We start from the raw sequence: 15045 nt of genomic DNA, 5'->3' as shown, positions 1-15045 counted from the left end.
GCAGTATGCTTCTTCTATCGAATCAGAGTCATGACTAACAGTCGTAACTCAACCAGTTACGTCTGGCGACCATAGCGAGTTGGCCCCACGCCTTCCCATCCCGAACAGGACCGTGAAACGACTTAGCGCCGATGATAGTGCGGATACCCGTGTGAAAGTAGGACATCGCCAGACTCCCCATGCAAACCCCCTGCCCAAGGCAGGGGGTTTTTGCTTTGTGGGTGCGAAACGTACGCCGCCCGGATGCTGCAGCAGCAAAGCAAAAACCTAGCAAAAAGGCGCCTCACGGCGCCTTTTTGTGTCTATGGGGCAGAGCGGGTCTCAGTCATCCGGCTGGTTCAGTATTCGGGCCAGTTGCGCAATGACTGCCGTGGCCGGCAGGGTGAGCAGGGCTGGCTGCGCCTGCAGTGCCAGGTCGGCGCAGCGGCCGTGGCTGAAGCTGGCTAGTTGTGCTGCTGCCAGTGCGGGCAAGCCTTGTGCGAGCAGCACACCCAGCAAGCCACTCAGCACATCGCCTTGCCCGGCATTGGCCAGCAAGGCATTGCCACTGTGATTGATGCTGCAGACCTCGCCATCGCTGCATACGGTGCCTGAGCCTTTCAGCAATACCGTGCACCGGTACTGCCGGGCAAGTTGCAAGGCACTGGGCAGGCGCCTGGCTTGTATGGCCGTGGTGGATTGCTGCAGCAGACGGCCGGCTTCTGCGGGGTGTGGTGTCAGCACGGTGGGGGCTTGGCGCTGGTGCAGTTGCTGCTGCAATGCGCCGGATTGCGCGATCAGGTTGAGTCCGTCGGCATCGATCACCAGCGGCGTATCCACGGTGAGTGCCTGCTGCAGCCATGCCAGTGCGGCAGCCGATTGTCCCAGCCCCGGCCCGACGACGCAGACATCCGCTTCCGCTTGCTCGAACACCTGCGCGGGTGCTTGCAGCATCAGTTCCGGCTGGCCGAAATCAACATGGATGCCTTCATCCAGCAAACCCAGCACAACCTTGCCGGCCCCGGCATGCAATGCAGCACGCCCGGCCAGCAGGGTGGCGCCTGCCATGCCGGCGCAGCCGCCGATGATGGCCACGCAGCCGTGACTGCCCTTGTGGCTGGCGTGCTGGCGCGACAGCATGGGCAAATCGCTGCGTCGGTCGATCAGATGGATGGAGCTGGTCGGCAGCGGCTGGCTCACCCCGAGATCAAATGTGTGAATCTGTCCGGCGTGATCGCGTCCGTCTGCGGTGTAAAGGCCGGGTTTGTCAGCAAGAAAGCTCAGCGTATGGGCTGCGATGAAGGTCGGTTTGGCGGCGGTGCCATGATCGGCGTCCAGACCAGACGGGATGTCGAGTGCAACACGCAGCCCAGGTACCCGATTGGCCGCATCGATCAGCGCGGCGGCAGCTGCATCGGGCGGGCGGTTCAGTCCGATGCCGAACAGCCCATCTACAATTACTTGCTGCCAATGGCCGTCGGTTTGGTGATCGACCATGGCGAACCGGGCGGCAAGTTCGTCATGGCGTGGATCACCCGGCAGCAGGCGCAGCTGGACGACGCGGCCGGCGTCTTGCAGTTGTTGTGCACAGACCAGTGCATCCTGCCCGTTGTTGCCGGGGCCGATCAGGACGCTGAAGCCAGCATCGGCTGGCGTATTGGCAAGCAGCCAGCGGGCACTGGCGCTGCCGGCACGGCTGATCAGGTCCATGCCATGGGCGGCCAGCTCAAGGTCGCGCAGTGCCGCAATGGTCAGGAGCGCTTTCATCCGCGCTCCTGCTTCAATCTGCGCCGTTGTATGGCTGCCAGATAGTTGCACAGCAGTGTCTGGGCCTTGGGGTCCATGTCGGCAAAGGTGCAGCCCAGGCGCAGCACCTGTTGGCCGCTGCGCAAGGTGAGGGTGCGGTGGGTGCGGATATGCAGCGTGCACAGTAGCGTGCCGTGCCCGGGTAATTCAATCTGGCAGCCGTGCAGCGAGGCCAGCTGCAGTATGCGGCTTTCATCCATGCCCTCGTGGCCCAGCAGGCCGATGCCGTCGGTGCTGATGTCGTCCACCTGCCAGAACTGGCCATCGCCGCTGCGGCAGGTAAGGTGCTCCGAACCGGGCACGTCGTGTCGATAGTGATCGCGCCGCTGCAGCTGCATCAGCGCCTGTGGCCGGGCAATGCGCAAGGCAGGGTGGCCTTCGTGGTCGACCTGGTCGCAGCGGGTGTCGCCGAACTGGATTTTGACCTGATGGACCACGCCCACGCACATCAAGCCGTGTTGCAGCAGCACGGCATTGGTTTCATGCTTGATGCTGGGGTCAAACCACAGGTATTGCGCGCTGACACCCAGCAGCGCGCTGATGAAGAAAGGCTCGCGCCGCAGGTAGGGATACAGGCAGAGCGGGTCACGCTGCTGCGCCAGCTGGCTTAGCAGGTAATCGATTTCTACCGCATCGTGCAACAGGTAGGGGCTGGGATCCTGCAGCAGATAGGGTTCGAGTGAAGGATGCTGCTGCATCGTGTGGCCTAGGCCGGCAGCAGACTGCCATCTGCGGTTGCCAGCCCGTTTTCCAGCAGGGCTTGCAGTTGTTCGGCGCGAATGCGCTCGCGATCATCGCGCCGGGGATTGTTGCGTTCGGCATCCAGCGGGCGTACGTGCAGCTTTACTGCGCTATCGTCATACCAGAGCACCAGCGTGGGGTAGTCAGCGTGACGATGCAGTGGATCCTGTTCGGCGATCTGGTAGTCGATCTGCCGGTTGAGCAGGAAAAGTTCGACGGCCTTGGGGTCGTCGGTGTAGATCAGCAGGTTGATGTCGGAGTGCGGGCCGGCAACACCTGACAGCACCGAGCCGGTGAGATAGGGCTGGAACTCGGTCAGCAGGCGCATCAATATCAGCGCCTTGCCGCGCAGGCGGTCGAGGTGGCCGGCGTGGTCGGGCTGATAGATGGCACGGTAGCTTTCCAGTGCCGCTTCGATTTCCTGATTGGAGGGGAGTGCCCGGCCCTCGGTCACGCCAAGCTGGCGGGCGGCCTTCTTCTTGGCTTGGGCAAAGTCGAGGATGTGATCTTCGGCGATCAGCCTGGCCGCCCGGTGGGCGATCTCTGATCGCAGGGCCACGGATTGACGCTCAACACCAATATGCTTGCCCATGTCGGCCCCCTGTTGTCGCGCTTGTGAACCAAGCATAACCCAAACCGGGCGGATGATCTTGCCGAAGTGTTGAGCGTGAGCAAGGCGGGGTGGAACGGGGCCTGCTGCTGGTGCAGCAGGCCCCGTTTTCGTGCGTGATTGCCGGGTCTGGTCTAACGCCGGGAAATCAGAACAGCTGGTCCTTGATTTCATCCAGCGGCTGGCTGGCCCCGCCGCCGCCACTCCCTAGCCCCAGCTCGGGGTTGGTCTGGGTGAATTCGTTGAAGAAGTACTCGGTGAACGTGCCCTTCTCCCCTTCGATGGTCTGCGGGGTGACGCCTTCCGGTACCGGGTACTGATACACCGGCACATTCTTCAGCGCCTTGCTCATGAAGCTGATCCAGATCGGCAGGGCAGCGGCACCGCCGGTTTCGCGGCCACCCAGCGAGCGCGGCTGGTCGAAGCCGACCCAGGCAATGGCGACCAGGCTGGGCTGGAAGCCGGCGAACCAGGCGTCATTGGCGTCGTTGGTGGTGCCGGTCTTGCCGGCGAGGTCCGGCCGGCCGAGGGCGCGATTGGCCCGGGCGGCGGTACCGAAGCGCACTACGTCTTGCATGATGCTGGTCATCACGAACGCATTGCGCGCGTCCAGCGTGCGCTTGGCACTCTGGCCGGCGACCTCTGGTGCGGTCTTGGCCAATACCTTGCCGCGTGCATCTTCGATGCGGTCGACGAAGTAGGAGTGCACGCGATAGCCGGTATTGGCGAATACCGAATAGGCCTCGGACATTTGCAGCGGGGTGACACTGCCGGCGCCCAGTGCCATGGTCAGATAGGCCGGATGCTGCTTGGGGCTGAAACCGAAGCGCGTAATGTGCTGCTGTGCGTAATCGGTGCCGATGGCCTGCAGGATGCGGATGGAGACCAGGTTCTTGGACAGCGTGAGCGCGTTGCGTACCGAAATCATGCCGGCGTATTTGCCGTCGAAGTTTTTCGGCTCCCATTTCTGGCCACCAACCTGGCCGGGATCGATGACCAGCGGGGCATCGTTGATCAAGGTGGCCGGCGTGACGCCGCGCTCCAGCGAGGCGGAGTAGATGAAGGGCTTGAAGCTGGAGCCCGGCTGTCGCCAGGCCTGGGTGACATGGTTGAAGTTGTTGCGATTGAAGTCAAAACCGCCGACCAGGGCGCGCAAAGCACCGTTTTGCGGGTCTATGGCGACAAACGCGCCTTCCACTTGTGGCAATTGCGAGACAACCCAGCCCTTGTCATTCTGCTTGACGCGAATGATGGCACCCGGGCGAATTCGCGAGGCAGGCGGATTTTTATCCGACAAGGCGCTGCGGGCAAATTTCAGACCATCCGCACCGATATCCTGGCGTTCGCCGCCCTTGATATAAACCTGAATCCGGTTTGCATTGGCGCTTAGTACCACGGCCGGCACCAGATCATCGGCATCCTTGATTTCGGCCAGTGCATCATCCAGCCCTTCGTCCTTGCCCCCAGCCAGTTGCGCTTCGTCGATGAAGCTTTCCGGGCCGCGGTATCCATGACGCTGGTCGTAATCGAGCAGGCCCTGACGCAGTGCCTGATAAGCATCTTCCTGCTGCTGGCTGCTGAGCGTGGTGTAAACCTTGAAGCCTTGGGTATAGGTGGCTTCCTTGTAACGCTCGGTCATCATCTGCCGCACCATCTCGGCAACATACTCGCCGTGCACGGCGTATTCCTGATGGTAGCGCTTGAGGTGCAGCGGCTCTTTCAGCGCGGCCTCATATTGTGCATCGTCGATGAAATGCAACTCGTGCATGCGACGCAACACATATTGCTGGCGCAGCCCGGCACGTTTGGGGTTGACGATGGGGTTGTAAGCTGACGGCGCTTTGGGCAGGCCGGCCAGCATGGCGTACTCGGCGATCGTCAGGTCTTTCAGTTCCTTGCCAAAATAGGTCTGCGCGGCAGAGCTGAAACCATAGGCGCGCTGGCCGAGATAGATTTGATTGATGTAGAGCTCAAGGATTTGATCCTTGGATAAATTGTGCTCAATCTTGAAAGACAATAAGGCTTCGTTAAATTTTCGTGTAAATGTTTTTTCGTTGGATAGATAGAAATTGCGTGCGACCTGCATCGTAATCGTGCTTGCGCCCGACTGCGAATGGCCGGAAAGCACATTGCCTGCCATGGCACGCAAAACACCGAGATAATCAATGCCGCCATGCTGATAAAAGCGTTCATCTTCGGCGGCCAGCAAGGCCTGCTTCATCGCGGCTGGTACCTGATCGATGGGGATGAAGGCGCGGCGTTCTTCGCCAAACTCGCCAATCAATACGGCGTCCGAGGTGTAAACCCGAAGCGGCATTTTGGGCCGATAGTCGGTCAATGCCTCAAGCGAAGGCAGCCGTGGGTAGTTGATCAGTACCGCGAATAAAATCAATCCGCCCAGAAGCAATAGAACACCGGCGAGTGTACCGGCAGCGATTAACAGGATGCGTTTGGTCATTGGTGTTGTGTGGGAAACGGGTTTGGCCGTAATTTACGCTAAAGCGTTGTTGTTGCAAAAAACTAGGCTATTGACTAGCTTGCTTTACATAGGGTGTGGCGCACTGCTACGATCTAACGTAGCTTGGTAATGAATTGCCCTATCACCATATTTTATAAGGAAATTCGTGTTGAACCTCGACTTTCTCCAGCCTAAGGCTCCACCGCTGATCGGAGTGGATATTAGCTCCTCGGCCGTGAAGATGGTCGAACTTGGGCAGACCGGGCGCAACTATAGTCTTGAGCGCTACGTGATTGAATCCCTGCCCAAGGACGCGGTGACTGACGGCAATATCGCGAATCACGATCTGGTGGCCGAGGCGGTCAAGCGCGCGTGGCGCCATCTTGGCACCAAAGTAAAAAACGTCTCGATCGCACTGCCGGCTGCGGCGGTGATTGCCAAGAAAATTCTGGTTCCGGCTGATCTGACCGAGCGCGAGCTTGAAACCCAGGTTGAAACAGAAGCCAACCAATATATCCCCTTTTCGCTCGACGAAGTGAATCTGGACTTCCAGGTGCTTGGCCCCTCGCCCGCAGTACCCGACGAATCGGAAGTACTGATTGCCGCCGCCAAGAAGGAGAAGGTTGACGAGCGCGTTGCCGTGATCGAAGCGGCCGGCCTGAAAGCACTGGTGGTTGACGTCGAATCGTATGCCACGCAGGCCGCTTTCGAGCTGATGCGCCCGCAGCTGCCCAACCAGGGCGACAACCAGATCATCGCCGTTGTCGACATCGGTGCGACGGCAATGCACATGAATATTTTCAAGGATGGTCAATCCATCTACAGTCGCGATCAGGGTTACGCGGGTAACCAGTTGACCCAGGAAATCCAGCGCAAGTTCAATATGTCGAGCGACGAGGCCGAGCAAGCCAAACGCTTTGGCGGCTTGCCAGAAAACTATGAGCCGGAAGTATTGCAGCCGTTCATGGACACGCTGGCGCTGGAAATCTCCCGTTCGCTGCAGTTTTTCTATACATCCAGCAACTACAACACCGTGGATCACATCCTGCTTGCAGGTGGCTGCAGCGCCATCCACGGCCTGGACGAAGCCGTATCGAGCCGCGCACAGGTGCCCAGTACCATGCGTGCCAACCCGTTCTTCGGCATGGCCACCGGCAAGGTGCGTGGCAAGCAGATCCAGCTGGATGCGCCTTCTTTATTAATTGCATGTGGTCTCGCTATGCGGAGGTTTGACCCGTCATGATCCGGATTAACCTCCTTCCCCACCGTGAGCAGAAGCGGCAAGCGCGCCAGCATCGTTACCTGGCCTTGCTGGGTATCACCGTGTTGATCGCCATTGGTGTGCTGGTCGCCGGTTATATGCTCTATGAGGCACGCATCGAGACCCAGAATCATCGCAATGACTTTCTGACCGAGGAAAATGCCAAGCTTGATCGCGAGATTGCCGAAATCGACAAGCTGAAGGCTGAAAAGCAAGCGCTGCTTGATCGCAAGAAGGTGGTCGAACGCCTGCAGTCAAATCGTTCGGAAACCGTGCGCGTGATGGACCAGCTGACTCGCCAGACGCCTGAAGGCATCTATCTGAAGGACGTCAAGCAGACCGACGATAGCCTGGTACTCAACGGCTATGCGCAATCGAATGCGCGCGTGTCGACCTTGATGCGCAATCTCAATGATTCGGATGTGTTCGAACAGCCCTTGCTGATCGAAGTCAAGGCGGCGCAGGTGGCTAACCAGCGTTTGTCCGAATTTACTCTGAAAATCAAGATCACCCGCGCCACAGATCAGGCGGCTGGCGATGCCTCGGCCCCGGCCGGCAAGCCGGTGAACAAGGGGGCATGACCATGACTCTGGACGAATTGCGCAATCTCAACCCGCGCGAGATCGGCGATTGGCCGCTGCCCGTGCAGCTGGGTTTGCTGGTTATCGTGTTCGTGATCGTGCTGGGCGGTGGCTACTATTTTGTCTGGGCTGACCAGATGCAGGCTCTTGATGACGGCCGTGCCAAGGAAGAGCAGCTCAAGACCGCCTATAAGGAAAAGAAGCTGAAGGCCATCAATCTTGATGCGTACCGGCAACAGCTGCTGGAAATCCAGCAGTCGTTTGGCGCCTTGCTCAAGCAACTGCCAAACAAGTCGGAAATGGAAACGCTGCTGACCGAGGTAAACCAGGCCGGCGTTGGTCGCGGGCTGCAGTTTGAACTGTTCCGCCCGGGTGTCGAGACCAAGACATCGGAATTTGCCGAGCTGCCGATTGATATTCGCATCAATGGTTCGTACCACGATCTGGCCGCTTTTGTCAGCGATGTGGCGCAACTGTCGCGCATCGTGACTTTGGGTAACCTGCAGCTGACCGCTGGCAAGGATGGCATGCTGGCCATGCAGGCGGTTGCCAAGACCTATCGGTCGCTTGATGAGGCGGAATTGCAGGCCATGCGCCAGGCTGATGCCGATGCCAAGAAGAAAAAGCACTAACGCGGCCGAGATGGATTCAAGAGGGGATAAATGAAAACCTATCTAGCACTCGCACTGGCCACGCTTTGCCTGGCTGGCTGCTTTGGCGAAGAGAACGGCGATCTGAAGGACTGGATGCGTGATAGCAGCGAAGGTCTGCGCGGCAAGGTAGAGCCGTTGCCGGAAGTGAAGCCGTACCAGCCGTTTACGTATGATGCGTTCTCGCTGCCCGACCCATTCCGCCCAAGCAAAATGGAAATTGCCAAGGGCAAGGGGGGAGGGACGGGGTTGCGACCCAATCCGGATCGCCCCAAGGAAGTGCTCGAGAATTATGACCTGGAGAAGCTGCGCATGGTAGGCACCCTGCAGCAAGGCAAGCTGATCCAGGCCTTGGTGCGTGCGCCGGATGGCAATCTGTACCGGGTCAAGCTGGGCAGTTATATGGGGCAGAACTTCGGCATGGTGACGGCAATCTCCGAAACCGAGGTGAAGTTGAAGGAAATCGTAGAGGATAGCGGGGGCGACTGGGTCGAACGCGAGACCAGCCTCTCCCTGGATGACGCGGAGCAGAAAAAATGACTAAAACCATGATCCTGCAGCGCCTTGTGGCCGGCTGCTGCGCCCTGTTCGCAGCGCTGTCGTTTGCAGCCGACAACACGATCACCAACGTCGAGGTCGGTAGCGTGTCTGCCGACAAGCAGCTGATCAAGGTATCGTTCAGCGGGACGGTGCCGTCGCCGACCAGCTTCAGCGTCAATACGCCGCCGCGTATTGCCTTTGACTTTGCCAACACCACCTCGCAGTTCAGCAAGAACGCGATCCAGGTGAATGGCTCCGCACTGCGTGTGGTCAACATTGCCGAGGGCAATGGTCGTACCCGCTTGGTGCTCAACCTGCAAAAACAGGCCACTTATCAGACCCAGGTGGATGGCAATAGCCTGATCATCACTGTGGATGGTGGTCAGGCCGCAGTTGCTTCGGCACAGGCCAGTACCAAGTTTGCCGAATCCCGGCCCAGCAATGTGGAGGAGTCGATCAAGAACGTCGACTTCCGCCGTGGCAATGCCGGTGAGGGCAAGGTGGTGGTCGATCTGAGCACGCCGAATATCGGCATCGACATTCGCCAGCAAGGCAAGACGCTGGTGGTCGACTTTGCCAAGGCCAGCCTGCCCAAGACACTGGAGCGCCGTCTGGACGTAACGGATTTTGGTACCCCGATTCAAAAGGTTGATACTTACGGCCAGGCGGGCAGCACCCGCATGGTGATCGAGCCCAAGGGCAATTGGGAATACTCGGCTTACCAGACTGAAAACCGCTTCATCATCGAAGTGCGCAACGCAGTTGAGCAAACCAGCAAAGTTGGTGGTCTGAAGCCGGCGTACAAGGGTGAAAAGCTCTCGCTGAACTTCCAGAACGTCGAGATTCGCACCGTGCTGCAGGTGATTGCCGAATTCACCGGCATCAACATCATTGAAAGTGACACCGTGACGGGCAACCTCACGTTGCGCCTGAAGGATGTGCCTTGGGACGAAGCGCTGGACATCATCCTGCAGGCCAAGGGTCTGGATCAGCGCAAGTCGGGCAATGTGATGTGGATTGCGCCGCGTGACGAACTTGCTGCCAAGGAAAAGCAGGATCTTGAAGCGCGCAAGCAGATTGCAGATCTCGAGCCGACCCGCACCGAGTTCTTCAGCCTGAAGTATCAGAAGGCTGCCGACTTCAACACCATCCTCAAGGACGACAAGCAGAAGTTCCTGTCGGCCCGTGGCAGTGCGGTGATTGATCCGCGTACCAATACGCTGATCGTGCAGGATATTCCGGCCAAGCTGGACCAGGTGCGCGAGCTGATCAACAAGATTGATATCCCGGTACGCCAGGTCATGATCCAGGCACGCATTGTTGAAGCCAGCGATACCTTCGGCCGCGACCTCGGGGTGAAAATAGGTGCTCTGAGCATCGGCCATATCGGGAATACCACCATCACGACCAAGCCAACATTGGCGACAACCGTGAATGGCAATACGGTCAGTGATACCAATGTGAACCTCCCCGCCAGCGGTCTGGGTTTTGGCGCGCCGGCCACCTTGGCATTGCTGGCGTCCAGTGCGAACTGGGCGCTGGGTCTGGAGCTGAGCGCGCTGGAGGCTGACAACAGGGGGCGCGTAGTTACCAGTCCTCGCGTGATCACTGCCGATCAGGTCGAGGCTGTGATTGAGGATGGCCAGGAGATTCCGTACAGTGAATCGGCTCAGAACGGGGCAACGTCGATTGCGTTCAAGAAAGCTGTGCTGTCGCTGCGTGTGACACCGCAAATTACTCCAGATGGCAACGTAATGCTGGATGTGAAGGTCAACAAGGACACCCCGGGGGTAAATACCACCTCTGGCCCGGCCATCAATACCAAGCAGATTACTACCAAGGTGCTGGTCGAAAATGGCGGTACCGTGGTGATCGGTGGTATCTATCAACAGGATGTGCAGGAGGGCTTGCAGAAGGTGCCGCTGCTGGGGGACATCCCGGTGGTGGGCAATATGTTCAAGCACCGCTCCAAGCAGGACACCAAGAAAGAAATGCTGATCTTCATCACGCCGAGTGTGTTGCAGCAAGACATGACGCTGCGTTAAGCATGTCCTGATTTGATGTCTGCTTGATGTGACAACAAGAACCCGGCTAGGCCGGGTTCTTGTTTTTTGGGAAATCGAATTTTCTGGCCCCGGGATTGCTGCCCCATCCGCTGCCCGTCTTTGCCCCGGCGCCGCTCCTGCGGTACGAATCGTCCTCGGGGGCAGGCAGATAAGTTACAATGTCGGGCATGAAACTGCCGGGCAATTTTTTTCTGGTTGGCCTCATGGGGGCCGGCAAGACCACCATAGGCCGGGCCTTGGCCCGCGCTACCGATCACGTTTTCTACGATTCCGATCACGAGATCGAAGCGCGCACCGGGGTCAAGATTCCATTGATCTTCGAGGTTGAAGGCGAGGCCGGCTTCCGCGAGCGCGAAGCCGCGATGATCGACGAACTCTCCACCCTCAAGGACATCGTGCTGGCCACTGGTGGCGGCGCGGTGATCAACCCGCAAAACCGCGCCCATCTGCGCGCGCGCGGCACCGTCATCTATTTGCGCGCCAGTGTGGACGACCTGTACGCACGCACCATGCACGACCGCAACCGGCCGCTGCTGCAAACCGAAAACCCCAAGCAACGACTGCGTGAACTGTTCGAGGTGCGCGATCCGCTGTATCGCGAAGTCGCCGACCTCATCATCGACACCAGCCGGCAAACGGTGCAGCACCTTGCCCAGCAGTTGCTGCACGAACTGGAACTGAAATCGCCCCATGCGCCTCGTTAAGCTCGACCTCGACCACGCTCCGTACGACATCCTGATCGCTCGCGATCTTCTCACCCAAGTGCAGCACATCCTGCCACTGCTGCCGCAGAAGCGCGTCGCCATCGTCACCAACGAGACCGTGGCTCCGCTCTACCTGCCGCAGCTGCAGGTCGCCTTGGAGGCGAATGGCGTGCAGGTGCAGGCCATCGTGCTGCCGGACGGCGAAAAGTACAAAACCTGGGAAACGCTCAACCTGATTTTCGACGGCCTGCTGGGTGCACGCGCCGAGCGCAAGACCACGCTGATCGCGCTGGGCGGTGGCGTGATCGGCGACATGACCGGCTTTGCCGCTGCGGTCTACCAGCGTGGCGTGCCTTTCATCCAGATCCCGACCACATTGCTGGCGCAGGTCGATTCGTCGGTCGGTGGCAAGACAGCCATCAACCACCCGCTGGGCAAGAACATGATTGGTTCGTTTTATCAGCCCAAATTGGTGCTGGCGGATCTGTCCACACTCGATACCCTGCCGCCGCGCGAGTTCTCTGCCGGCCTGGCCGAGATCATCAAGTATGGCCTGATCGATGATCTGGCCTTCTTCGAATGGCTGGAAGCCAATATCGATGTGCTGATGGCGCGCGATACCGATGCACTGGCCCATGCGGTCGAACACAGTTGCCAGAACAAGGCACGCATCGTTGCCGCCGACGAAAAAGAGCACGGCCAGCGTGCGCTGCTCAATCTGGGTCATACCTTCGGCCACGCCATCGAGGCTGGGCTGGGTTACGGCGCCTGGCTGCATGGCGAAGCGGTTGCCGCCGGCATGGTACTGGCCGCATTGGCATCGAAGGAATTGGGGCAGATCAGCGCCACTGATCTTGAGCGCATCACTGCGCTGATTGCCAAGGCAGGCTTGCCGACGGTATCGCCCGCACTCGGCGCCGAGCGCTATCTGGACCTGATGGCGCAGGACAAGAAGGTCGATGCCGGCAAGATCAAGTTCATCCTGATGCGCCGGCTGGGTGAGTCCTATATTGGCGAACTCACCGTGCCGGTGATTCAGGCCGCGCTGACTGCCGGCTGCGCCGCAGCCTGATTGTCGCCGCTGGCCGCATAGTCGGCCAGCGTTTGCCCCAGTGGCACACGCATGCCGGCAATGGTGGCCTCCAGACTCAGTTCTACCTTGGCCGTCAGTGGCGTCACTACCAGTTCAAAAATATCCAGCAGGGTAATCTGGCTGATCGATGCGGCCAGCAGCCATTCGCCGTCGCGGCTGGCATCCACCCAGCCGCGCTCGGCCATCGTTTCCAGCAGCCCGTTGGTGGCGTCCAGCCCCAGGCCGACACGGCGGCGCAAGGTGTCGATATGCAGGATTTCGCCGTTTGCATGTGCCTGCGCCAGCGTCAGCAGGATGCGGATCGCCTGCTCGAAGCGCGTACCGTGATGGCGGCCCCAGCGCCAGCCATCGCCATGCCAGTATGACATCGCTGCCGACAGCACCGCGCCGCCCAGCACGATCACCCAGCACAGATACAGCCACAGCAGAAAGATGGGAATGGCGGCAAACGCGCCGTACAACAGCTTGTAGTTGCCGAACAGGCGCAGATACAGGCCGAAGAAATTCTTCATCAGCTCGAGTAGCACGCCGGCCACCAGCGCGGCGCCAACGGCATGGTGGCGCGGTACGAAGCAATTGGGTACGGTCAGATAGAGTAGCGTCAGCGTGACGAACATCAAAAACATCGGCCCCAGCCGCAACAGCGCCGGAAAGTCATTGCCCAGCCCGGTCATCTGGTAAATCCATGACGTCAGCGACAGGCTGATACCCAGCAGCAGCGGTCCCAGGGTGAGCGTGGCCCAGTAGTTCAGCGTGCGCGACAGCAGTCGGCGTGGCCGGCGCACCCCCCAGATCTGGTTGAGCGTTTTCTCGATGGTGAAGACCAGCAGCAGGGCGGTAATGGCCAGGCCTATCGTCCCCAGTGCGGTCAGCCGCTCGGCATTGTCGGAAAACTGCCGCATATAGGTGCCGATCACCTTGCCGGCAGTATCGGGCACCAGATTGGAAATGATGAAGCCGCGAAAACGCCCGCTGTATTCGCTGAACATCGGGAAGGCCGAAAACAGCGTCAGCGCGATGGTGAACAGCGGCACGATGGCGAGCAAGGTGGTGTAGGTCAGGCTGCCGGCGGTCTGCAGGCAGCGGTCGGCCACCAGCCGATGACCGACATAGCGGGCAAAGCCGGCGCTGCGGCGCCAGAAGGCGAGGGTGAAAAACTGCTGATAAGGAAAGCGCTGGGCCATGCCGTGGTCCGGAGTTTGGGCAAGCCCTTATAATAGCGCGACCAGACAGGCGGAACCCATGGCCGATATTCTCGTTTTGTATTACTCCACCCACGGCGCCACGCGCCAGATGGCGCAATTGATCGCGCGCGGTATCGAATCCGTGCCTGGCGCGCAAGCACGGCTGCGTACCGTACCCAAGGTTTCCACGGTATGCGAAGCCACCGAGCCCGCCGTGCCGGACAGTGGCGCGCCTTATGCCACGCATGCCGATCTGCAACAGTGCATTGGTCTGGCGCTGGGCAGCCCGACCCGTTTTGGCAACATGGCGGCACCGCTCAAGTACTTTCTCGACGGCACGGTCAATGACTGGCTGGCTGGCAGCCTGGTCGGCAAGCCTGCCTGCGTGTTTACCAGCACCGGCGCCATGCACGGTGGTAACGAGGCCACGCTGCTGTCGATGATGTTGCCGCTGCTGCACCACGGCATGTTGATCGTCGGCACGCCGTTTACCGAGCTGCACTTGAACACCACGGCCAGCGGCGGCACGCCCTACGGCCCCAGCCACATTGCCGGGCCAGAGTCGCGCGCACCGATTTCGGACGCCGAAAAGCAGCTGTGCATTGCACAGGGCAAGCGCTTGGCCGAAGCCGCGCTCAAGCTGGCGGTGGTAGCATGAGCCACGCACGCGGACGTTACTGGACGCAACGCATCACCGTTGCCAGCTGGGTGGCACTGATTGCGCTGTGCCTGGCCTGGGAGTTGTGGCTGGCCCCGCTCAAGCCGGGCGGTTCGTCGCTGGTGCTCAAGACGGTGCCATTGCTGTTTCCCTTGCGCGGCTTGCTGCATGGCCGCCGCTATACCTATCAGTGGACCAGCATGTATGTGCTGATCTGGTGGACGGAGGGGGCGGTGCGGGCCTACAGCGATCACGGCCTGTCGCAATGGCTGGCAGGGGTTGAGGTGCTGCTGACCTCGGTTGCCTTCGTGGCGATCTGCTACTACGCCAAGTGGACGCGCCCCAGTATCCTGGCGGCCGAAGAAAAGCAAAACGCCAGCTAGATGTGAAGGTTCAATAGGTTGTTGCGGGTGTTCACCCGGTGAGATTTTGAGAGACTGGAAATCGCCAAACCCCCAGTCACTACAGAGCCCCGATCCGGATGAACACCCATAAGAATGCCCGATTGACCTACCTTCGTCGCCTTGAAATGGTTCAAGACATCACCCAGCGGCGCCACACCGCGGAACAAGCCGGTGCCACACATGGCGTCAGTGCCGTCACCGCACGCAAATGGCTGGCCCGCTACCTGGCCGGTGGCGCGCCCGCATTGCTCGACAAATCCTCACGCCCAGCCCGTTCGCCACGCACCATTTCGCCCGAGACCGCGCAAAC

At 59.9% G+C, this 15045-nt stretch carries 15 protein-coding genes and 1 rRNA gene; 11 read left to right on the top strand and 5 right to left on the bottom strand.

Annotated elements, in window-relative coordinates:
- Positions 1-61 precede the first annotated feature (61 nt).
- A 5S ribosomal RNA gene (rrf, locus tag B9A19_RS21180) occupies positions 62-174 on the top strand.
- Positions 175-321: 147 nt separating this feature from the next.
- Here the strand turns inward: rrf and B9A19_RS21175 are convergent.
- From B9A19_RS21175 to B9A19_RS21160, 4 genes are all read right to left on the bottom strand, one after another.
- Positions 322-1746, bottom strand: a complete 1425-nt coding sequence (locus B9A19_RS21175; protein ID WP_084093143.1) for an NAD(P)H-hydrate dehydratase — start codon at positions 1744-1746, stop codon at positions 322-324.
- Positions 1743-2483 (bottom strand): flagellar brake protein, encoded by a 741-nt coding sequence (locus tag B9A19_RS21170; RefSeq protein WP_084093142.1) that lies wholly within the window; start codon positions 2481-2483, stop codon positions 1743-1745. Before B9A19_RS21170 ends, B9A19_RS21175 begins: the two co-directional genes overlap by 4 nt.
- Positions 2484-2491: 8 nt before the next feature.
- Positions 2492-3085 carry a nucleotidyltransferase domain-containing protein gene (locus B9A19_RS21165; protein WP_217807143.1) on the bottom strand — a complete coding sequence of 198 codons (594 nt, stop codon included), beginning with the start codon at positions 3083-3085 and terminating at the stop codon, positions 2492-2494.
- A gap of 199 nt (positions 3086-3284) precedes the next feature.
- Positions 3285-5594: a penicillin-binding protein 1A gene (locus B9A19_RS21160; protein ID WP_084093140.1), complete on the bottom strand. Its 2310-nt coding sequence runs from the start codon at positions 5592-5594 to the stop codon at positions 3285-3287.
- 214 nt (positions 5595-5808) lie between these two features.
- Here B9A19_RS21160 and B9A19_RS21155 point away from each other — a divergent pair, with 214 nt between their 5' ends.
- The 7 genes from B9A19_RS21155 (at position 5809) to aroB (ending at position 12468) form a co-directional block, all read left to right on the top strand.
- Positions 5809-6837: a pilus assembly protein PilM gene (locus B9A19_RS21155; RefSeq protein ID WP_245804400.1), complete on the top strand. Its 1029-nt coding sequence runs from the start codon at positions 5809-5811 to the stop codon at positions 6835-6837.
- Complete coding sequence (locus B9A19_RS21150) at positions 6834-7436, top strand: PilN domain-containing protein (protein ID WP_084093138.1); 603 nt, start codon at positions 6834-6836, stop codon at positions 7434-7436. Before B9A19_RS21155 ends, B9A19_RS21150 begins: the two co-directional genes overlap by 4 nt.
- Positions 7433-8068, top strand: coding sequence for a type IV pilus inner membrane component PilO (locus B9A19_RS21145; RefSeq protein WP_245804399.1), 636 nt, complete (start codon positions 7433-7435; stop codon positions 8066-8068). The genes B9A19_RS21150 and B9A19_RS21145 overlap by 4 nt, the downstream gene beginning before the upstream one ends.
- A gap of 30 nt (positions 8069-8098) precedes the next feature.
- Positions 8099-8626, top strand: a complete 528-nt coding sequence (locus tag B9A19_RS21140; protein WP_084093137.1) for a pilus assembly protein PilP — start codon at positions 8099-8101, stop codon at positions 8624-8626.
- Entirely contained in the window at positions 8623-10671 is a 2049-nt protein-coding gene (locus B9A19_RS21135; protein WP_084093136.1) for a type IV pilus secretin PilQ, read from the top strand. The genes B9A19_RS21140 and B9A19_RS21135 overlap by 4 nt, the downstream gene beginning before the upstream one ends.
- Before the next feature lie 179 nt (positions 10672-10850).
- The gene (gene aroK / locus B9A19_RS21130; protein ID WP_084093135.1) at positions 10851-11396 is read left to right on the top strand and encodes a shikimate kinase AroK; all 546 of its coding nucleotides are present in this window, start codon (positions 10851-10853) and stop codon (positions 11394-11396) included.
- Positions 11383-12468: a 3-dehydroquinate synthase gene (gene aroB / locus B9A19_RS21125; protein WP_084093134.1), complete on the top strand. Its 1086-nt coding sequence runs from the start codon at positions 11383-11385 to the stop codon at positions 12466-12468. The genes aroK and aroB overlap by 14 nt, the downstream gene beginning before the upstream one ends.
- Here the strand turns inward: aroB and B9A19_RS21120 are convergent.
- Positions 12432-13673, bottom strand: coding sequence for a YihY family inner membrane protein (locus B9A19_RS21120; RefSeq protein ID WP_084093133.1), 1242 nt, complete (start codon positions 13671-13673; stop codon positions 12432-12434). The two genes, aroB and B9A19_RS21120, sit on opposite strands and share 37 nt — an antisense overlap.
- 58 nt (positions 13674-13731) lie before the next feature.
- On the opposite strand from B9A19_RS21120, the gene wrbA reads away from it, so the two are divergent.
- From wrbA to B9A19_RS21105, 3 genes are all read left to right on the top strand, one after another.
- Positions 13732-14331, top strand: coding sequence for an NAD(P)H:quinone oxidoreductase (wrbA, locus tag B9A19_RS21115; protein WP_084093132.1), 600 nt, complete (start codon positions 13732-13734; stop codon positions 14329-14331).
- Positions 14328-14714, top strand: coding sequence for a DUF2069 domain-containing protein (locus tag B9A19_RS21110; RefSeq protein WP_084093131.1), 387 nt, complete (start codon positions 14328-14330; stop codon positions 14712-14714). The genes wrbA and B9A19_RS21110 overlap by 4 nt, the downstream gene beginning before the upstream one ends.
- 98 nt (positions 14715-14812) lie before the next feature.
- On the top strand, positions 14813-15045 hold a 233-nt coding region (locus B9A19_RS21105), incomplete at its 3' end, for a leucine zipper domain-containing protein (RefSeq protein ID WP_139798810.1).

The organism is Andreprevotia lacus DSM 23236, assembly GCF_900176275.1.
In the GTDB taxonomy this organism is placed as follows: Bacteria; Pseudomonadota; Gammaproteobacteria; order Burkholderiales; family Chitinibacteraceae; genus Andreprevotia; species Andreprevotia lacus.
The sequence above is the reverse complement of the archived record's forward strand: the minus strand, read 5'-3'. Positions and strand labels throughout refer to the sequence as shown.